Source organism: Streptomyces sp. NPDC032745, assembly GCF_055579465.1.
The window spans coordinates 74,815-92,614 of the sequence record NZ_JBVING010000021.1 but is presented as its reverse complement, the minus strand read 5'-3'; the positions used below and the strand labels follow the sequence as shown (position 1 = coordinate 92,614).

Sequence of the window (17,800 nt, the reverse complement as noted above, 5' to 3'; positions counted from 1 at the left end):
CCCGTGCGAGGCCCTGCCGCGCCGACTCCGCGCGGCAGGGCCTCGCAGGCGCCAGGCCGTCACGTCATGAGCAGCAGCCGCGTGTTCGACACCAGCTTCCGGTTGACGCTGGTGCTCTGCACGAAGATCGTGAAGTCGTCATTGTGGTCCGGCTTGACGCGGACTTCCGTGTCGGGCAGGCCGAGCAGGGCTCGGGCCTCCGGTCCCGCGTAGACGCGATCCGTCTTCTTCTCCAGCACCGCGATCTGCTTCCGTGCCTGGATCTTTTCCGACTTGCTCAGCTGGTAGAACGCACAACCGGTACGGTAAGTGTGCCCGCACTCGATGACCCAGTCCCGGATCGCCGCTTCGCGAGACACGGGAATCAGCTGGTACTGCGACAGGTCCACCGGGGTGAGACCGGCTGCCTTGATGCTGTCTTTGTTGACTGCTTCTGCGCCCGTGGAGAACACCGCCCGCGATCCCCGGATGCCCTTGGTGCGGCCCACCATGAATTTCTCGGTGGCCTCCCGGATGACCTGCCCGGCCTCTTCCAGACCCTGAGTGCTCGTGGCGTCCCAGATGGCGATGTTGTCCTTCGGGAAGCCGCACTGCATGGCCTCGCGCTTGCCCATCTGGTCCGGCACAAGGACGGCCAGAGTCCAGTTGTCCTCCTGTGTCTCGATCATCGTGGCCACTCCCTGCACCAGTTCACGCGGATTCCGGGCAGGGGCATCGGGACAGCGATGACTTGCGTTCTCCTGTCCGTCGGTCAGTACGAACGTCAGGAAGCTGTGGTCGCCGTAAAGCTGAGCCGTCTGCGCCAGTTCCCGCTGGGACTTCAGCGTGGCCGCCAGCAGAGCCGTCATTCCACCGACGCGGTACAGCTGCTTCAGGGACGGCATGCGCAGCACGTCCTTGTCGTAGATGACGCACTCCACCTTGTTCGAGAAGACGTACACCGTGACGCGGGTTTCCTGGTCCAGTTCCTGCGATCGGCGGGCCAGGTATGCAATCTGCTGGTCGGCGACTTCGACGACCTTGCGACTCAGCTGTGACATGGACGAACTGGCATCCAGCACGAGAGCAACGTGATTGATGTAGTTCTGGTTTCCGGTCATGACCGCTCCCCGCGTTTTCCGACTTGATGCTCCGATCCTCCCACCCACCACTGACAATCGATCTTGGTCCGCCACGGTCCCCTTGCTGCCCGTCCTCGCTTCGGGCCAGGCCGAAACGAGTCGACTCCGCATCAGACCAGGGCGGAATCTGTATCCGGCGTGGGGCGGAACCCCGGCCATACCGGCTGGACGGCCTACATCCCGCCACCAACGGCGCCCGGCGGTGACCAGCGGCAGCGATGCCGACGCGTGGCGTCTGTTCCACAGCGAGCTCGGCCGTCCTCAACACCCGATCACACGAGGGAGACAGCAGTGAGCACATCGGTTTCGGCTACAAGGATCCGTAAGACCGGCATGGCCGTGGCCTTGGCCGCGGCGGCCACCATGGCGCTCTCCGGCACCGCCGAGGCGGCGGGTGTCCTGGGCACCAGCACCAACGGCTGCGCCTCAGCTTCGGGCATCTACAACTACAGCTACACGGGCACCGCTCAGGGGCGCGATCTCTACAACACCTACTTCGACATCACCCTCACGGACAACTGCGGTGGGGACGGCTGGGCTGCCGCTCTCTACCTCAGCTACTGGAAGTACGACGGCGGAGCCTGGCGCTGGACCTCGATGCAGAGGGTCAAGACCAACGGCAGGTACAACACGACCTTGTCCAACGTCGACAACGTCATGATCAACGTCTGCAACTACTACCCCGAGAAGGCACCCGCCGGGTGCGGTCGCGTTTGGTGATCCGAACGCGCGATGTGGCCCCGACTGACAGACCCGGTCGTGGAGGAAGCGCAGCCCCGCGGGGCTGGAGCCCGACACCCCGGACGACCTGCCAGGGCGGACTGCTGCAGCCGCTGACGTAGGGGATCCTCAAGCCCGCTCTCGAAGGCGAGATCACCGACTGCCTCGGGCACGAGGAGCAAGGGCGGCCGGCGCGGGGCGCCGGGGGTGGCAGGGCCGGGCCTGCCACCCCCTGTCAGGGGGCGGCCGCCCTTCTCGTGTGCCGCCCGCGGGGCCCGACTCCGTTGAGTCCAAGACCTCCGTGGCCGGATCGGCGCTCTGACGCGGACGGGCCGGGCTGTGTTCAGCTGTCTCCCGGCACCCGACGCACCTGAACCCACACCAGGTGCGTCCTCGTTGTGCCGCCGCACCGCCCTTGTGCACCCGGGAACCTGGAGGGAACATGCCCCGCATCACCCGATCGGCCGCGGTCACCGCGGTCACCGCCGTGGCCTTCGCCACCGCCCTGACCGGAACCGCCGGTGCCGACGCCGTAGGTGCGAATGCCGCCCCGGCCCAAGACGTACCCCGGTCCGTCCACTGGACCGCACAGCCGCAGGGCGTGACGGCCGCCGCACCGCAGCGATTACTGAACCAGCCCGTGCGGATCACCAACGACTTCGCCAAACGCCCCACGACCCAGTGCCTGGACGTGGACGCGAACGGCGGTGGCAATGGCACGGTCGTCCAGATCTGGCAGTGCAACGGCACCACCCAGCAGCGTTGGTACCTCTGGAACAACGGCGCTCTGGAGAGCTACCGCTTCCCCGGCAAGTGCCTGGACGCAGACCTCAACGGCGGCGGCCGCAACGGCACCAAGGTACAGATCTGGGACTGCAACAACACCCCGCAGCAGAGCTGGTCCCACCCGTCGGGCGACCGCGCGCTCTACAACGCCCGCTTCTACGGCGGCGGGAACATCGTCATGGACCGCGATGCGAACGTCCTGGGCAACGGCGCCCGAATCCAGCTGTGGCAGAAGAACTTCCAGTCGCAGCAGTGGTGGGATGTCTGGACGGACTGACTCCACGGCCGGCCGTCATCGCGGCAGGTTCCGTGTTCACGTGCCGGACGGGGCCGAACCGTTGGTGTTCAGCAGGGTGAGGCCGAGATGGGTCAGCGTGTGAAGGGCCGCCTTCCGCTCCCGCGTGAGGGCGGTCAGGCCGGCGCTGCGCAGTGTGGTGGCGTGCTCGCTGGCGCTGGCCGGTGATATGCCTGCCCTCAGGGCGAGCTGCGTCGTAGTGCACGCGGGATGGTCGGCTATCACGCCCAGCACGACCGCCCTGGTACGGCCGAGGAGCGCGGACAGAGCCGGTGGTACCGGGGAATCGACCTGGCGTGTATCGGCGGGGGGAGCCCATAGGCCGGCCGCCTCGACCGGGCTGTTCAGAGCCGGGTACACCATGACAACCGTGTCGGCATGGGGGCCGGCGAACAGCTGGGGGACCGGCCCGCAGAACACCGATGGAGCCAGAACGAGCGGACGGCCCGCCAGGTGGAGGTCGGCCTCCGGGTGGACCAGCGGCAGATAGCCCGGGATCTCCAGCACGGGGGGCTTCCACACGACCATCGGGCGCAGACTGTCCAGCAGTGCCCCCACCCCGCCCTGCACCATGAGCCGCCCGCGCCGAGCCACTTCCCCGTCCAGGTGCTGGTGGATTCGTCCCCAGTACGGGGCCACCGCGACGCGGTGGCAGTCCTGCAGTGCGGCGGCCAGCCTTCGTACGGCCCGCGGGTCGGCATTCATCGCTTCGGTCAGCCATGGTGCCCGCCCCCTGTCCGTGCACGGAAGCACGGCGAACTCCGCGCGCAGCCGACGGTCCGGCGCACTGCTCAGCCGCTCCAGCCCCTCGTCCATACAGCCGACCGCGCCCACCAGGGTGAACAGGTCCACGAGCCCTCCGGCAGGCCGGCTGAGGAACCGGGCGGTGCCCGGCCCATCCCTTGTGACCAGCGGGCCCGTGCGCGCACGCCAGCCGCCGAACAGTGCCTTGCCGTCACGCCGCTGCAGGTTCCACAAGCTCAACTCCGTCTCCGCGAGCGGACCCAGCACAGTGACCTTCACCCGCGCCAGATCCTCTGCAGTGAAGTGAAACCGCAGCACGCCTTCCTCCTCTCCTGCCTCTTCGAGCGATGCTCCCCACCGCCCTCGTTCCGGGACAGACCGAAACGAGTCGAATCCCGCACCGGTCCGGGCGGACTCTTTCATCCGTGCCAGAGGCACACCCACGTCTTCGACCGCGGCTCCGCGCGACACGTACACCGGGACCTTCTCCCGGTCGGAGTGCTACGCCCAGTACACAAGGGGCCGATCGGATCGCTCCGCATCTCGGTTTCCGGGTGCGGGGAGTGCGGGGCGGCCGGCCATTCAGCCGTTGCTGCGGCCGCCCCGTGTGCGTCTTTCGCCCCTGCCGTACTCGGCCGGGGCGCAGGTGTTTCAGAACTGCGGCTCGTCCCAGGCTCCTATGGGCAGGAGTCGCAGCCGCCGGTCGAGCCGTTCGGCCCAGCAGCTGCGGTGCCGGTCGGCATACAGCTTCGAGTGACTCGGCTAGAGCTGGGCGGCGGCATCGCCGCCGCCTCGCCGGTGACGGCGAGACCCACCCGCACCGCTTACTGCGGCTTCGGGCCCTTCATCAGCTTGCTGAGCTCTTCCAGGGGGCCTTCCTTCATGCCTCGGACGTAGTCCCAGCCGTTGTGGTCGCCGCCCTGGATCTCGTGGATCGTGACCTTGACCGGGCCCTTGCCGAACTGCTGCTGGAACTTCTCCATCCGGTCACGGCCACCCTCCTTGGTGCCGTACTGGAAGAGGACGTTCACCTCGGGGCCCTTGTTGCCGATCAGCTTCGGGGCGAGCTTCTCGGGGTTGTTCGCGTCCATTTCCGCCTGGTGGCCCTTCCAGAGCGGCGAGTCGGGGACGATCTCGCCGCCGTTGGCTATGACGGCCCGGAAGCGGTCCGGCTTCTGCAGGAGCTGCTTGAGGCCGACGAAGGCGCCGGAGGAGTTGCCCATGAAGGCCCAGCCGTCGCGGGATTTGTAGGTGCGGAAGTTGGCCCGGGCGATGTCGGGTACGTCCTCGCCGATCCAGGTGCCCATCTTGGCCTGGCCGGGGATGTCGGAGCCGTCGTAGTAGTACTTGTTGTCCGGGTTGAGGATCGGCATGAGCAGGATGAACGGGAGGCTCTTGCCGGCCGCGGCGCCCTCGGCGACGGCCTTCTGGAGGCCCAGCTGCGGCATGGTCGCCCAGTAGTTGTCGGCGTTCCCGTTGCCTCCGGGCAGCGCGATTATGACCGGGAAGGCGCTCTTCGCGTACTCCGGGCGGTCGTACTCCTTGGGCGTCCACACCCAGACGCTGCCCTCGAAGCCGGACTTGGGGCCCTTCACCCGGGCCTTGGATATGCGGGTGCCGTCGTCGAGCTTGACCGTCTGCTTGAAGTCGGCGGGGGGACCTGTGGGGAGGGATATGTCCGGGTCCGCGCTCGGCGCGGAGGTCTGCTTCCCGCCGCCGGTCTCCTTGCCCTTGTCCCCTCCGGTGGAGGGCTTCGCGTAGCTGACGGACTCTCCGTTCCCGTCGAACCAGTCCGTCGTCCAGTGGATCAACCCGGCACCGGCGCCGGCGAGCAGGGCCACGGCCACCGCGGAGCCGATCCACACCTTCCTGCGGGATCGCCTGGGCTGCTGCGGCTGCGGGTACTCGTGCACGAACTTCGCTCCGAACAGTGAGGCTGCCCTCGAGCGGGCAGAACGGGTGGGTCCTCCTCTTTGGATGTGTTTCTCGACCCCGAAGGTTGCAAAAATATGCAATAAATGTCGTTTAGGCTTCAAATGAGTGCGGCCGCGCACCCCGGAGGTGCCGGCCGCGGCCGGGTGCCAGGCAGTGCCGGAGAGCAACGACGGAGCGAAGCGCCCGGGCCGCCCGTGTCTACCAGGAGCATGCCGAGCACACATGGCGTTGAGCACACCCGAACGGCCATCGCGAAGCTGCTCACCGCAACGGCGACAACGGGGATCGCGCTGCTGCCCATCCAACGCCGTGACGAAGGCGACTTCATCGGCTATTGCGGGTTGATCATCGGCCGCTCCACCGTAGAGGAGCCCGAAATCGCGTATGAGCTGTTCCAGCACGCGCATGGGAGTGGCTACGCCACCGAGGCGGCCGGCGCGGTGCTCGATGCCGCCATTGCGACCGGGCGCAAACGGCTCTGGGCGACCGTCGGTACGTGGAACACGCCGTCGTTCCGTGTCCTCGAGTAGCTCGGGTTCGAGCGGGATCACGTCTCCATGGAAGACAGCGGTGAAGTGGTGTGGCTCACACGCTCGTTGCGGTGACGCGGGGGTCAACGGTGGTCGCACCCATGTCTGCACCGACGTGAAAGTGGCTGGTCACGGACCTTGGGCTGTGATTCCATGCCGCGGTGAAGAGCGACAGCGTGTCAGGCGAAAGCGTGCCCCGAAGCGTCCGGTATCGGACTGATCGCGATCTCAGTGACTGTGTGCGGGTGTTGGCAGAGGTCCATGAGCGCGACGGCTATCCGGTGAACTGGCCTGACGTCCCTCACGCATGGCTCACGCCGCCATCGCTCATTGTGTCGTGGGTGGCGGAACTGAACGGCCGCGTTGTCGGCCATGTCGGCTTGTCCCGGAGCGACGAGGGAGACCTGGCGCCTGGGCTGTGGAGCGCTCGTGCAGGGGTGAGTATCGACGCGACCGCTGTGGTCAGCCGGCTGTACGTCGCTCCGTCGGCCCGGGGCCACGGGATCGGCGCATTGCTGATGGCGCGGGCCGTCGCAGAGGCACGGGATCGCGGTGTGCATCCGGTGCTCGACGTGGTGGCATCTGACACTGCGGCGGCAGCTTTGTACGAGCGGCTCGGCTGGCAACTGCTGGCCACGGTCGAGCAGCAGTGGAGCCCGGGGCAGAGGGTGGGTCTCCGGTGCTACGCAGCGGCGATCTGACGGAGGCGCGCCTGGCCACAGCCACTCGTTCATGGCTGCGACCGGCACAGTCGCTTTGATCCCGCGTCTGCGCAGGCAGGAGCGGTTGCTGCGGGAGTCGTACGCTTTGTCGGCCGCCAGGTCTTCCGGGAGGCGTCTCCCGAGGCCGTGTCAGTGCTGACTCGGGCGGAGCCCGGAGCCGCCGGCCCGCCGGCCGGCGGGCCGGTCCGACAAGAGGTGAGTTTGTCAGACACTTGCCCGCAGGGGCGGGCTCTGGCGAGCCTGGGGATAGTGGCGGTCCATGAACTCAGCGGTGATCTCCATCTGGCGGAGCATGCCCTCGGTCTGCTCCGGCGTCGCCTGAGTGCTGTGACCCGACAGCGCGCTGCTGCCCGTCTTGAGGTAGACGGGAGACGCCACACGTACGAAGTCCGGCGCCTCGTAGGTGCGGATGAACCCACCCGATGTCTTCGTGTTGTCCACGTGCACGTCCAGCGGGATCTCCACGGCCTTCCGCAGCGCCGCGATCATCGGAAGTGTCAGGTCACGCACTGGGTTGACACTGTCCGCCCCGAGTCTTTCCAGTACCTGGGCGGCGGCGCCGTTTCCCAGCCCGCAGTGCGCGGAGATCTTCAGGTGTGTGTCCTCGGGAATCTTCCCGGCGGCCCGCAGACGGCCGAGTACGGACAGCAGGCCCTCGTCGTGAAGGATGAATCCGCGCACCCCGACGTCGACCGCACGCCGGACGTCCTCAACGGCGCGGACGAGCTGCTCCTGCCCGCGCAGCCGGTACCCGACGCGGACACCCTCCGGGGTCTGAACCGTCGCGCCGATGTCGTAGACGGCCCGCGGCCCTACCGACATGAGGATCTGCGCACCGTACTCGCGTCCGAGGGCGACGTAGTCGCGGATCTCGCCGAGCGTATGCCGGCTCAGGCCGAAGGTCTCGGTGACGCGATTGATCGTGAATCCGCGCCGTGCGCTTTGTGAAAGCAGTGTCTCCACGGCCTCAACAGTGTTGACCGTGGGAGCCTCGATCCGCCAGTGGCAGCCGTCCGGGAAAGTCCGCTCAGAAGCCATCGCGTTCGTATCCGGATCGCTGTCGGGGACGCCCAGCTCGCGTAACCATGAGCGGGTTTCCCTGAAGAACGGGTGCATTGCCGGTTGCTCCTCACGGACGGACGACGCGTCGGCGAGCTCAACGGCGGAGGACGGGAGACGTCACGGCCGAGTCGAGGTCTCGGGTCTCGGTCTTCACGGCAGGGGCGCCGGCCAACGCAGCGTGTGCCACGCCGGGCGACGACGTGCCGCCCTGGGAAGCCGGTGTCGTCCACGTCCCATGCCTCCGGTCGCACCACCGCGACGGCCCGCCACGCCGGCACGTCATCCGCCCGCGGTGTCCTCGGCCTCCCAGCGCAGCAGGTCGCCTGGCTGGCACCGGAGCACCTCGCAGAGCGCGGCGAGCGTCGTGAAGCGCACCGCCTTGGCGCGGCCGTTCTTGAGTACCGCCAGGTTGGCGGGCGTGATCCCCACGCGTTCCGCGAGCTCGCCCACGGACATCTTCCGCCTGGCCAGCATCACGTCGATGTCGACGGTGATCGGCATCAGATCACCTCGTCCAACTCGGCCTGCATGCCCGCGGCTTCGACGTCGCGCGCGACGGCCTGGGCGAGCAGCATCCGCAGCACGAGGACGATGAGCGCGACCCCCAGGATGGCCACGCCGACCCCGGCCATGATGACGGTGACGCCCGGGTCCTCCCGCTGGCCCGGCGCATTGACGGCCGTGACCGCGAACCACAGGAGGGCGGCCGCCACGATCGCGCCGATCACACCGTCCACGTACCGGAAGGCGGCGTGGGAGAAAACGGTTCCGCGTCGCACCATCGTCACCAGCCGCCAAACGCAGACCAGGGCGACCTGGGCCGACACCATGCCCAGGATCGTGATCACGCGCAGCGGGGTCAGCGGGAGCGACCCGTCCTCCGGGTCGGTGGCCAACGCCCACACCATCAATACCTGTACGAATGCGGTGCCGGCGAGCACCACCACGAGGACGGCGCGCAGCGCACGCACGGTCAGCTTTCCCATGGCCCATCCTTCCATCGAGTTGCGATGGGAATCTATCGAAATTCGATAGGCTAAGCAAGGGTGGGGGTGGAGGGTGGGCGGCAGCAGCTGGGGCAGGGCGAGCATGCGAACGAGCTGGTGCACGGTAGTCCCCGGCGGCGATCCGGGAGTCGGCGGAGCATCTGAAGGACGACGTGTTCCGCGAGAAGGGCGCGACGCACCGCACCGACTGGCTGCACGCCTCCGACGCCTGTGAGGAGGTGGCGGGGGCCGCGGCCGAGGCGCTGGAGGCAGCGCTGGAACATGCTCCGAAGGAGCCCTCGGCGACGGACCGGGCACTGGCCAGGATCACCGACCACTACGGCGGCCAGGCGGTGGAGCTCAACCACTTTGCCGGCGGCGTGGTCAAGGGCACGGCGGGCCTGCTCAACTTTGCGCGCGGCCTGGATCCGATGGATCCGTACAACCTGACCCACCCGGCTGGGTACCACAGGGTGGTGACGCTGACGGAGACCGCATCCTCTTGGGCGCGGCACCGGGAGCGGAAGACGCCGCAGCCGGCCCGTCGATGATGACGGAACGCCCCGACGGGCCGGGGACCGGCAGGCTTACGGCCCGTACGGTCGCGAACCGTGTGTGCGGGCGACGACGCAGGGCACACGCGCTACATGACCGTACACAAGACAGGTGTTCTCGTCCTGGACTGCGCCGAACCCGAGCCCCTGGCTCGGTTCTATGCCGAGCTGCTCGGCGCCACGCCGGGTCCGACCAGCGGCAACGGAGAGATGATCCTCGTCACCGGCCACACCGGCGTGGTGCTCGGGGTCCGCCGCGATCCGGATCACCTGTCACCCAGCTGGCCGCCGCCGGAAGATTCTCAACAGGCCCATCTGCGGATCCTGGTGGCGGCGGACTCCCTCGACGAAGCCGAGCGCGAGGCCGTGGCCCTAGGGGCACGCCCCGTGGCGGCGGAGGACGACGGCACCCGGCCGGACAGCCGCACGACACTGCGCCGGTACACCGACCCGGCGGGGCATCCGTTCGTCCTTGCGGCCGTCCGGGAAGACCTCACCCCGCGCGGCTCCAGTGCCTCACGCGGCGGCGATGGGCCCGAGGCGGTATGACCCCCTCGGGGCCCAGCCGCCCTCGCATGTGGTGTGCTTCGTTGATGTGCTGCGCGGCGAGCTTCTGTACGGCCTGCTCACCGGCCGGGTTGTCGGAGAACAGATCGCCGATGCGGTCCAGCAGGCCCCGCTGCTTCGACACCGCGTACGAACGGTTCGGGTCGAGGGTTGCCGTGCCGAGCACCGCGCGCGGCAGCCGGATCGACGCCTTCGTGCGGTTGCCGTTCACGGTGATGTCCGCTCGGCAAGTCCGCCGAGGTCGACGACCACGTGGAAGTTACCGACGGCTGCCTCGTAACGGGCCATGTCCTGGATCGACTTGGGCAGAGCGGGACCGGAACGGTCCCGGGTTTCCTCGCCGATGAGACCGCCGAAGCCCGGAACCGGGCTGAAGCGCTCCACGAGCACGATCGGCACCACGACCACCGCCAGGCAGGCAGCGATCCGCCCCCACCGCGGGCGCCGCGGGCCGCCCGGCCGATCCGAAGAGGTTTCCATGTTCCGCGGATACCCCGTGGACGCGGCTCCAGCACGGAATCCCCGCACGCGGCACGTCCCCGCCGGGCCCTCTCGGCAGGACGTGTACGAGCGCGGGGAGAGCCTCCCGATGTAGAACATCCGGCCGACGCCATCGATAAAGACGGAGTTCTCGGGTAGGCGCCATCTGAGGCACTGCGGCGGATTCAACTGCTCCGCCGAATTCCCAACACGAGAATGGGGTCACCATGCTTTTCGCCGGGCTTATCCTCCTGCTCATCGGTTTTCTGACCGGAATCTCCATCCTGTGGACCATCGGAGTCATCCTGCTCGTGGTGGGTGCGGTGTTGTGGGTCCTGGGCTCGGTCGGGCACGCGGTCGGCGGCCGACGACACTACTGGTAACCGCTGGGCCGGTGGCGGCGGCCGAACGGCGGGGCGTCGCCCGGTATGCGGTACGCCATGGCCGGACCGTGTCAGCTCGACGGCTTGTTCCTCTCCGACGGGCCGCCCCCGATCGGGATCGCCGTCTCCGGGCCGCGCTCGGGCGAGCTCGCAGGCCGGCACGGCGACTTGGTGATCGGCACGGAACCGAAGCAGGAGCTCCTGCGGCGGTTCGACGCGCACAGCGGCGCGGGCAGTCGAGCGCGGTCAATCCGCGCCGCCCTCTTCGAGATCGACGGCACCCTCACGGACACCAGCCACCTCCACGTCCCCTCCTGGTGGGGAGCGCTGCGCCAATCCGGGCACCAGGTCCCCATGCGCCCCATCCACCGGGCGATCGGCCTGCCCGGCGAAGACCTCCTCGACCACCACCTGGGTGGGGATCGTGACCGCACCGGCGACGACCTGCTGAGCGCCGCACATGGCACCCTCTACGCCACGCACTTCGACCGGCCCCCGCCCTGCACGAGCCACCGAGCTCCTTCGCACGCTGTCGGAGGCCGGATGGAAGGTCCTGCTCGTCACCTCCGCCAAGGATCGCGAACTGGGAGCTCTGCGCCGGCGGTCCGGCCGAGCTTCTGGCCTGCCTCGGCGACTGCCCGTTCTCGCGGGTTCCGCCGGCGTGAACCCGTCCCGTGAAGCGTCCGCGGGGGTGGCCATGTGGTCATGGTGCGTCAAGCCACCGGCATACAGGTTCGCGAATGGGAATTCCAGCCCGGCGAATGAAGACGCAGGAGTGGGGCAGGCGGAGTTCAGGCGGAGAACGGAAACCGCCGGCACGACGAACGGAAAAGGGGAAGGGAGACAGGGAATTTCCTTGCAGTCCGCTGTCTACCTGTTTACCGGAGGAGTTGTTTTCGCGTGACTGAGCATGTGTGGAGTTACAAGTCGACCTCGGGCCACCTGGCCGGTACCGATCTGACCGGCTACAAGGTCGAGGCGACCGACGGCGGCATCGGCAAGGTGGACAAGCACTCCGACGAGGTCGGTGACGCCTACCTGGTGGTGGACACAGGGGTCTGGATCTTCGGCAAGGAGGTCCTGATGCCTGCGAGCACCGTCGTCAGCATCGACCCGGAGGAGCGGAAGGTGTTCGTCGACCGGACCAAGGGCCAGATCAAGGACGCCCCCGAGTTCCACCGGGACGAGCACCTCGGTGACGCCCGGTATCGAGAGGAACTGGGCACCTACTACGGCACCGGAGGCGCGTTCGGCACCCCGCGTGCCTGATTGCTGACTGCCTGACTGCCTGACTGCCTGGGGCCGGTGGGCCAGAACTCCTCGAGTTCGGGCCCACCGGCTCGTCCCGCGCGAGACACGAGCTGAACGGCGGCCGGACCTCGGGGACGCAAGCGCTATGTGCCGAAACCACTTGGTCGGGCGCGGCCGCCCCCTGCTCTTCGCGCCGGGGGCTCGCTGCGGCGTCTACGAGCGGGCCAAGGGCGCCGACACGGAGGAACCGTTCGGTACCGAACGCGACCTCTACCGCACCCGGCCCTACGTCATGGCCTGCTCAACGTCTCGGCGGTGAGCTTCGATTCGCTGTCGGCCGACGCCGTACCCGCCCTCAACACCGGCGGCCGGCTGGGCGGCTTCGCCCACGACACCGGGGAGGGCGGCCTGTCGGAGTGCCACCCGCGCTCTGGCGGGGACCTCGTCTGGGAGACCGGCACCGGCCACTTCGGCTGCAGGACGCACGGCGGCGGCTTCGAGGAGCGGCAGTTCGCCGAGAAGGCGGCCTCGCCCAGGGTAAACCGGTCGGGTTCAAGCTGTGCGTGGGGTCGTGCCGGGCGTTCCTCGTCGTGTGCAAGGCCAAACGCCCTCGTGGGCGTCGGGCTGCGTGACCGGATCCGGATCGGGGCCAGCGGCAAGGTCGCCACCGGCAGCGACCTCGTCAAACGCCTGCTCCAGGGAGCCGACTACACCGATGCCACCCGCGCCCAGCGGGCGGACCGGCACACCGTCCGCTCCTACCCCGGACTCCACAGGTGGCTCGCCCCGGACAACTGCCCGCATCGGCGCGCCCGCCAACCGGGTATCAGACGGGCAGGCGGCCGACCCGGACCCGCTATACCCACTGGACCCGCCTTCGGAGTCGTCGGGTCGGTCCGGTGCCCGGCCCTCTTCCAGGGGCGCTCCTCCGCTACGTGTGCTGGGGATGTGCCAGCGCGGCTTCCATATCGGCGTGGACCCGGAACAGCCGGTCCGCACCCGTGATGTGGAACATGCGTGCGACCGGCGGGTGCAACCCGACCAGTTCGAGGGTGCCGCCGACTTGCCGGATTGCGAGTCGGCCGTGCAACAGCACGTTCAATCCTGTGGAGTCGCAGAAATCCAGCCGGCTCAGGTCGACGAGCAGCCTCCCGCCGTCCTGCCACGTGGCGTCCAGGGCCTGCCGCAGGGGCTCGGCGGTGTCGTGGTCGAGTTCGCCCGCCATGACCAGAACGGTGGCCCCGGGGAGGGACTGCGCCTCGACCGTGAAACGCTCTCCACTCGCCGTGGACATCACGTACACACCCCCGCCGCCTGCCCGCTCGGATGAACCGCTGAGGTTGTCATGGCATCTCCCGTCCGGGATTTTCGGGGGGTGCGTTGCGCCTACCCCGTTGCTTGCCGCCCAAGCGGCACCGAGCGCACCGAGCGCACCGAGGGCACGGAGGGCAGGCGATTCGAGGCCGCGCCCGCGCCCGGGTGCGCCGGATCACGGGTCGTCCGGGACGTGGATGTCCAGGACGCAGATGTCGTCGCGGTTGCCCGGGCACAGCGCGGCGAGCGTACGGGCGAGGGTTTCGCCCTGCCCATCCCGGATGAGCCGCAGGGTGGTCGCGGCGAGCCGGTCCAGTCCGACGTCGAGGTCCTCGCCCGGTTCCTCCACGAGTCCGTCGGTGTAGAGCAGTAGGTGGTCGCCGGGCATCAGGTCGATGACGGCCTGTCCGTAGGAGGTGTCGAACGTGGCGCCGAGGAGCGTGCCCGGAGGCTGCTCGAGGAAGCTCGCCCGGTCGCCGCGGACCAGCAAGGGGGGCAGGTGACCTGCCCGTACCCAGATCAGGCGCCGGTCCCAGGGCTGATACCGGGCCATGACCATGGTGGCGCTGGCGCCGCCGGACGGATCCGAAGCGGTATGGAGCAGAAGCGTGTTGAGCCGGCGCAGGACGTCGGGGAGCGGCGAGCCGGTGATCGTCATGCCCTTCGTGGTGAACCGCAGTTGGGCCATGGTGCCGACGGCCGGCAGACCGTGGCCGGCCACGTCTCCGACGACGAACAGGGCACTTTCATCCGGCAGTTCGATGGCGCTGTACCAGTCGCCGCTGACGTTGACCCCCCGGTCTGCGGGTACGTAGGCGACGTCGATGCACAAGCCGGCCAGCTCCAGGGACTGCTCGGGAATCGGCAGCAGGGTCTCCTGGAGACGTGCGGCGAGAGCCCGTTCCGCCTGGAGCATGCCGCGCTCGAGGAGGACGGCGCGCTCGCTCTCGAGCAGCGCGAGCTCGGCGCCGCGCTGCGCACTGAGGTCCTGGAAGAAGCCGTGCACCTCGACCGGGGTGCCGTCGGCGTCCGTCTGGGCCTCGGCGACGATCCGCAGGTGTCGCACGCCGTGCGCGGTGGCGATACGGAACGGCTGGTCGACGGCTTCCCCCTCGCTCAGCAGCCGTTCGACTGCCGCGCCCAGCCTCGGAAGGTCGTCCGGCAAGAGGTGTCGTGGCAGCTCGTCCAGTGTCATCGGCCCGTCCCGGGGATCGCGGTCGAAGATGGCGTAGACCTGATCGGACCAGGTGATGGTGTCCGTCGTCAGGTTCCAGCCCGCCCATCCGAGGTTGCCCAGCCGCTGCATGTCGGCGAGCCGCCGGGCCTCGCGCTCGCTGGTGTCGTGGCGGATCCAGGACACGACCAGACGCTCTCCCAGCCTCGATGCCCGGACCGAGTAGACGGACTGCCGCGGGACGCCGGCGATCACCTCCTCATAGGTGAAGGGCTCTCCCTCGTACCTGGTTCCCGTGGTGAGGGTCTTCAGGTAGCCGTCCCACAGTGAGGTGCCCGCCACGGTCGGGTACGTCTCCAGGATCCGGCGGCCCACGAGTTCCCTGCCGCGCCGCCCGGCCACGTCCACCGCCTCGGGCGCCGCCGCGTCGATGCGGTAGTCCTCCACCTCGCCCGCCTCCGAGCGCAACGGGGTGAGCAGGATCGCGGGTCCGGCCAGCACGTCCAGCATGCGCTGGACGGACGCCACGTCGACGCCGTCCGGGGTCCCCTCGGCGTCGGCGTCCCGGGGCCGCTCCGCTACCCCCAGCGGGCCCGCGCACAACCGGGCCGCCCGCCGCAGCAGCGCCCGGGTGTCGGCCGCGAAGGGGCCCGGCTTCGTGCGCAGGAAGCCGATGGCAGCCGTCGGGGGCCCTTCGGCGGGTACGGGGAGCCAGGCTCGCGAGGGCCACCGGTCCGGCGGCTCCGCGATGAGCAGGTAGCGGCGGGCGTCCTCGGCGGGGTCCTCCAGCCACAGGGCCCGGCGTCCGGCGATGGCCTCGTGGGCGGCGACGCCGCTGAGCGGGGGGATGTGGCGCCATTGCTCGGCGAGCTCCTCGTCGATGCCGGCGCGGCCGGTCAGCTCCAGGCTCCCGGCGGAGGCCAGGGAGTAGATCATCACCGCATCCACGTCGGCGTCCCCGCCCAGCGTGGTCCGCAGCAGCTCCGCGATGTCATCGCCCCCGCGAGCCGTCGCCAGGCCGTCTGCGAGCCGGGCCAGGAGCGGGCGCAGCGCGGCGCCGCCCACGAGACGGCCTCCGGCGCTGAAGACAGGGGCGGCCGGCTCGTTCCCTATGACGGCGGCCGCGGGGGCTGTGGGTGGGTCTGAGGGTGCGCGCCCGGGCGGCGGGTGCGAGCGCATCCGCCCCAGGAGGATCCAGCACTCCTCCAACAGGGTGCGGCCCCGCTCACCGGCGCGGCCGAGGAGCATTTCGTAGGCAGTGTCGGCGGATACGCCCGCCCGGGCCATCAGTACGCCCTTGGCCCGTTCGACGACGGCCGTGGTCGCGGCGACGCCTTCCAGGTCCACGATTTCCGATCGCAGCCTGGCCACCACCTTGGCGAGCGCCAGCACCTCGGGTGCGGCGCCCTCACCCGCGGCGTCGCCCTTCATGCCTCGAGCATGGCACGGCCGTGCACGGCGCGGCGTGCGCAGGTTGAGGTGCGTCCGACGGGGTAGGCGACGAGGGCGACCGCGTAGCGGGCACGCTCCCCGACGTCGCGTACGCCCAGGAACCACCAGGGTCTCGCAGCATTCGGGTGGACGAGCCCGTACGGGTGTACAAGGCGACCCCCCGACCCTGGTCACCGGCCGCAAGCCGGCCGACCTCGGCGTCGTCTGCGCGGCGTTCGTCAAGGAATTCCGGATCGCCAGGCACCTGATACCGGTCGGTCCGGCACGGATTGCGGGACGCCTGCCATGGAAGCAGGGTGGGCGGCAACCCCTCAAGGAAAGGAAGACCTCGTCATGAGCAAGGCAAAGGGAAAGGCCAAGCAGGTCAAGGGCAAGATCAAGGAGACCGCCGGCAGCGCCATGGACGACAAGGGCATGCAGGCGGAAGGGGCGGCCGAGCGGATGAGCGGCAAGGCCGAGGAGATGACGTCGAAGGCCTCGGACAAGGCGAAGAAGGCCACGGGCAGGTCTTGACCTGCGTCCCGCCCCGGGCTCGTACGGCCTGCGATGTACGCAGAGGGTGCCCCGCCGGGCAGTGGCCCGGCGGGGCACCCACAAGCTCGAGAACATGATGTGCACGGCCGCACGGCCGCACGGAGCGTCCCCTCATCCGGACCGTCCCCCTCGGGCGTGCGGCTCAGGTGTCGAGCAACCGGTTGACGAGCGAACGGTAGGCCCGCAGGGCCTGCCTCAGGTCCTCGGTGGCCACCTGCTCCCCCCGGTCCCACTGCTTCTCCAGCCCGCTCCGGTGTTCGGCGAGGGTGCCCGCGAACCTCTGCATGACCTCCGCCACCAGGGCGTCCGCCGACCGGACCGCCTCCCGAGGGTCGTCGACGAACCGGCCCTGGATCTCGCTCCACGTGGTGCGGTACCGCTCCGCCTCCGCGGCGCCCAGCAGCGGCTCCTCATCGCCCTCGGGTTCGCGGCCCGGCTCCGGCTCCTGCTCACCGGCTGGCTGGTCCGCCGGCACCTGCGTCGCCTCGTCCCGCCCGCCGGTGGCCTCGCCCGGGTAGACGGCCGCGCCCTGGTCACGGGGCGGCGCCGGACGTGCGAGGTCTTCCGTCGTCAGGACGGGCTCGGACTCCCGTCCCGCCTTCTCCTCGTTTTCACGCATGTCATCGGCTCCTCTGGTCAGAGAGCAGCTCCTCGAACAGGGCGCGGTAGTGCACCATCGCCCCGCGCAGCTCCTCTGTCGTCGCCTCTCCCGCACCGCTGCGCACCTTGACGGCATGTGCGGCCCGGTACTGCTCGAGCGTGCGCCCGTGCTCCACCGACAGGTCCCGCAGCTGCCCGTCGTACCCCTCGGTGGGATAGCCGCGCTCACCCATCAGCCGGGTCAGGAGCTCGTCGGCCTGTGCCACGGAACCTTCCGGCCGGTCCACGAACTGCTGCTGCACACGCGTCCACTCGTCCGCGTACTGGTCCCGGCGCCCGGGCGACAGCTCCTTGATGTCGAGCCGGTCGTGCCGCTCTTCCCGGGCGCGCAGATCCCGCTCGGCGGAGCGCTTGTCGCCCCGCTCCTCGACGGTGCGGTCGTACTCCGGCCCGAACTGTTCACGCAGGTGGCGTCGCCGGGCCAGCGTCCACAGCAGCGCCGTGAGCGCGAGCACGACGACCGCCGCCACGACGATGACGGCTATCAGCGAATTGGTTGACATCTCCGGCCTCCGTTCCGGGGGCTCTTC

The 17,800-nt window shown here is 69.3% G+C and carries 19 protein-coding genes and 3 pseudogenes; 10 read left to right on the top strand and 12 right to left on the bottom strand.

All coding sequences use genetic code 11. The features are described from left to right. Positions 1 to 59 precede the first annotated feature (59 nt). A complete protein-coding gene (locus ACZ5WG_RS37275) occupies positions 60 to 1,100 on the bottom strand; it encodes a vWA domain-containing protein (RefSeq protein WP_468729072.1) in 1,041 nt (346 codons plus the stop codon). A 312-nt stretch (positions 1,101 to 1,412) separates the two neighbouring features. Between ACZ5WG_RS37275 and ACZ5WG_RS37270 the strand changes: the two genes are divergently transcribed. Beyond that, on the top strand, positions 1,413 to 1,841 hold the full coding sequence (locus ACZ5WG_RS37270; RefSeq protein ID WP_468729071.1) for a hypothetical protein: 429 nt from the start codon (positions 1,413 to 1,415) through the stop codon (positions 1,839 to 1,841). 442 nt (positions 1,842 to 2,283) lie between these two features. Beyond that, on the top strand, positions 2,284 to 2,904 hold the full coding sequence (locus ACZ5WG_RS37265) for an RICIN domain-containing protein (RefSeq protein ID WP_468729069.1): 621 nt from the start codon (positions 2,284 to 2,286) through the stop codon (positions 2,902 to 2,904). Between the two features lie 36 nt (positions 2,905 to 2,940). On the opposite strand, the gene ACZ5WG_RS37260 is transcribed toward ACZ5WG_RS37265, so the two are convergent. After that, entirely contained in the window at positions 2,941 to 3,945 is a 1,005-nt protein-coding gene (locus ACZ5WG_RS37260) for a winged helix-turn-helix domain-containing protein (RefSeq protein ID WP_468729068.1), read from the bottom strand. A 545-nt stretch (positions 3,946 to 4,490) separates the two neighbouring features. Next, entirely contained in the window at positions 4,491 to 5,579 is a 1,089-nt protein-coding gene (locus ACZ5WG_RS37255; RefSeq protein WP_468729066.1) for an alpha/beta hydrolase, read from the bottom strand. Between the two features lie 240 nt (positions 5,580 to 5,819). Here ACZ5WG_RS37255 and ACZ5WG_RS37250 point away from each other — a divergent pair. Both ACZ5WG_RS37250 and ACZ5WG_RS37245 read left to right on the top strand, forming a co-directional pair. After that, a pseudogene (locus ACZ5WG_RS37250) lies at positions 5,820 to 6,206 on the top strand (GNAT family N-acetyltransferase); the annotation flags it as partial. A gap of 86 nt (positions 6,207 to 6,292) precedes the next feature. Further along, positions 6,293 to 6,832, top strand: a complete 540-nt coding sequence (locus ACZ5WG_RS37245; RefSeq protein ID WP_468729065.1) for a GNAT family N-acetyltransferase — start codon at positions 6,293 to 6,295, stop codon at positions 6,830 to 6,832. 225 nt (positions 6,833 to 7,057) lie between these two features. On the opposite strand, the gene ACZ5WG_RS37240 is transcribed toward ACZ5WG_RS37245, so the two are convergent. The 3 genes from ACZ5WG_RS37240 to ACZ5WG_RS37230 form a co-directional block, all read right to left on the bottom strand. Next, the gene (locus tag ACZ5WG_RS37240; protein ID WP_468729063.1) at positions 7,058 to 7,816 is read right to left on the bottom strand and encodes a U32 family peptidase; all 759 of its coding nucleotides are present in this window, start codon (positions 7,814 to 7,816) and stop codon (positions 7,058 to 7,060) included. A 378-nt stretch (positions 7,817 to 8,194) separates the two neighbouring features. Next, positions 8,195 to 8,416, bottom strand: a complete 222-nt coding sequence (locus tag ACZ5WG_RS37235; RefSeq protein WP_468729062.1) for a helix-turn-helix domain-containing protein — start codon at positions 8,414 to 8,416, stop codon at positions 8,195 to 8,197. Continuing rightward, complete coding sequence (locus tag ACZ5WG_RS37230) at positions 8,416 to 8,901, bottom strand: DUF2975 domain-containing protein (RefSeq protein WP_468729060.1); 486 nt, start codon at positions 8,899 to 8,901, stop codon at positions 8,416 to 8,418. The genes ACZ5WG_RS37235 and ACZ5WG_RS37230 overlap by 1 nt, the downstream gene beginning before the upstream one ends. Before the next feature lie 173 nt (positions 8,902 to 9,074). On the opposite strand from ACZ5WG_RS37230, the gene ACZ5WG_RS37225 reads away from it, so the two are divergent. Continuing rightward, positions 9,075 to 9,452 carry a hypothetical protein gene (locus ACZ5WG_RS37225; protein ID WP_468729058.1) on the top strand — a complete coding sequence of 126 codons (378 nt, stop codon included), beginning with the start codon at positions 9,075 to 9,077 and terminating at the stop codon, positions 9,450 to 9,452. A 96-nt stretch (positions 9,453 to 9,548) separates the two neighbouring features. Further along, on the top strand, positions 9,549 to 10,004 hold the full coding sequence (locus ACZ5WG_RS37220; RefSeq protein ID WP_468729057.1) for a VOC family protein: 456 nt from the start codon (positions 9,549 to 9,551) through the stop codon (positions 10,002 to 10,004). 34 nt (positions 10,005 to 10,038) lie between these two features. Here the strand turns inward: ACZ5WG_RS37220 and ACZ5WG_RS37215 are convergent. Beyond that, positions 10,039 to 10,502: pseudogene (locus ACZ5WG_RS37215) on the bottom strand (DUF4230 domain-containing protein); the annotation flags it as partial. Positions 10,503 to 10,729: 227 nt separating this feature from the next. On the opposite strand from ACZ5WG_RS37215, the gene ACZ5WG_RS37210 reads away from it, so the two are divergent. Continuing rightward, positions 10,730 to 10,885 (top strand): DUF6131 family protein, encoded by a 156-nt coding sequence (locus ACZ5WG_RS37210; protein WP_383517336.1) that lies wholly within the window; start codon positions 10,730 to 10,732, stop codon positions 10,883 to 10,885. 246 nt (positions 10,886 to 11,131) lie between these two features. Here ACZ5WG_RS37210 and ACZ5WG_RS37205 read toward each other — a convergent pair whose 3' ends face one another. Further along, on the bottom strand, positions 11,132 to 11,347 hold the full coding sequence (locus ACZ5WG_RS37205; protein ID WP_468729055.1) for a hypothetical protein: 216 nt from the start codon (positions 11,345 to 11,347) through the stop codon (positions 11,132 to 11,134). 438 nt (positions 11,348 to 11,785) lie between these two features. Between ACZ5WG_RS37205 and ACZ5WG_RS37200 the strand changes: the two genes are divergently transcribed. Both ACZ5WG_RS37200 and ACZ5WG_RS37195 read left to right on the top strand, forming a co-directional pair. Continuing rightward, positions 11,786 to 12,154, top strand: coding sequence for a PRC-barrel domain containing protein (locus tag ACZ5WG_RS37200; protein WP_468729054.1), 369 nt, complete (start codon positions 11,786 to 11,788; stop codon positions 12,152 to 12,154). A gap of 154 nt (positions 12,155 to 12,308) precedes the next feature. Continuing rightward, positions 12,309 to 12,865: pseudogene (locus ACZ5WG_RS37195) on the top strand (glutamate synthase-related protein); the annotation flags it as partial. Positions 12,866 to 13,067: 202 nt separating this feature from the next. Here the strand turns inward: ACZ5WG_RS37195 and ACZ5WG_RS37190 are convergent. After that, positions 13,068 to 13,430 (bottom strand): STAS domain-containing protein, encoded by a 363-nt coding sequence (locus tag ACZ5WG_RS37190; RefSeq protein ID WP_468729052.1) that lies wholly within the window; start codon positions 13,428 to 13,430, stop codon positions 13,068 to 13,070. Between the two features lie 195 nt (positions 13,431 to 13,625). Next, positions 13,626 to 16,055 (bottom strand): SpoIIE family protein phosphatase, encoded by a 2,430-nt coding sequence (locus tag ACZ5WG_RS37185; protein ID WP_468729050.1) that lies wholly within the window; start codon positions 16,053 to 16,055, stop codon positions 13,626 to 13,628. Positions 16,056 to 16,409: 354 nt separating this feature from the next. On the opposite strand from ACZ5WG_RS37185, the gene ACZ5WG_RS37180 reads away from it, so the two are divergent. Further along, positions 16,410 to 16,589, top strand: coding sequence for a CsbD family protein (locus tag ACZ5WG_RS37180; RefSeq protein ID WP_468729049.1), 180 nt, complete (start codon positions 16,410 to 16,412; stop codon positions 16,587 to 16,589). Positions 16,590 to 16,752: 163 nt separating this feature from the next. Here the strand turns inward: ACZ5WG_RS37180 and ACZ5WG_RS37175 are convergent, their stop codons facing one another. Both ACZ5WG_RS37175 and ACZ5WG_RS37170 read right to left on the bottom strand, forming a co-directional pair. Beyond that, positions 16,753 to 17,229 carry a hypothetical protein gene (locus tag ACZ5WG_RS37175; RefSeq protein ID WP_468729047.1) on the bottom strand — a complete coding sequence of 159 codons (477 nt, stop codon included), beginning with the start codon at positions 17,227 to 17,229 and terminating at the stop codon, positions 16,753 to 16,755. 1 nt (position 17,230) lies between these two features. Beyond that, the gene (locus tag ACZ5WG_RS37170) at positions 17,231 to 17,773 is read right to left on the bottom strand and encodes a hypothetical protein (protein WP_468729046.1); all 543 of its coding nucleotides are present in this window, start codon (positions 17,771 to 17,773) and stop codon (positions 17,231 to 17,233) included. Positions 17,774 to 17,800 lie beyond the last annotated feature (27 nt).

What these genes read in the sequence shown, in the direction of transcription:
- ACZ5WG_RS37275 (WP_468729072.1), bottom strand. Translation starts at nt 1,100, where the DNA reads ATGACCGGAAACCAGAACTACATCAATCACGTTGCTCTCGTGCTGGAT.
- ACZ5WG_RS37210 (WP_383517336.1), top strand. Translation starts at nt 10,730, where the DNA reads ATGCTTTTCGCCGGGCTTATCCTCCTGCTCATCGGTTTTCTGACCGGA.
- ACZ5WG_RS37220 (WP_468729057.1), top strand. Translation starts at nt 9,549, where the DNA reads ATGACCGTACACAAGACAGGTGTTCTCGTCCTGGACTGCGCCGAACCC.
- ACZ5WG_RS37205 (WP_468729055.1), bottom strand. Translation starts at nt 11,347, where the DNA reads ATGTGCGGCGCTCAGCAGGTCGTCGCCGGTGCGGTCACGATCCCCACC.
- ACZ5WG_RS37175 (WP_468729047.1), bottom strand. Translation starts at nt 17,229, where the DNA reads ATGCGTGAAAACGAGGAGAAGGCGGGACGGGAGTCCGAGCCCGTCCTG.
- ACZ5WG_RS37170 (WP_468729046.1), bottom strand. Translation starts at nt 17,773, where the DNA reads ATGTCAACCAATTCGCTGATAGCCGTCATCGTCGTGGCGGCGGTCGTC.
- ACZ5WG_RS37185 (WP_468729050.1), bottom strand. Translation starts at nt 16,055, where the DNA reads ATGAAGGGCGACGCCGCGGGTGAGGGCGCCGCACCCGAGGTGCTGGCG.
- ACZ5WG_RS37235 (WP_468729062.1), bottom strand. Translation starts at nt 8,416, where the DNA reads ATGCCGATCACCGTCGACATCGACGTGATGCTGGCCAGGCGGAAGATG.
- ACZ5WG_RS37265 (WP_468729069.1), top strand. Translation starts at nt 2,284, where the DNA reads ATGCCCCGCATCACCCGATCGGCCGCGGTCACCGCGGTCACCGCCGTG.
- ACZ5WG_RS37190 (WP_468729052.1), bottom strand. Translation starts at nt 13,430, where the DNA reads ATGTCCACGGCGAGTGGAGAGCGTTTCACGGTCGAGGCGCAGTCCCTC.
- ACZ5WG_RS37230 (WP_468729060.1), bottom strand. Translation starts at nt 8,901, where the DNA reads ATGGGAAAGCTGACCGTGCGTGCGCTGCGCGCCGTCCTCGTGGTGGTG.
- ACZ5WG_RS37180 (WP_468729049.1), top strand. Translation starts at nt 16,410, where the DNA reads ATGAGCAAGGCAAAGGGAAAGGCCAAGCAGGTCAAGGGCAAGATCAAG.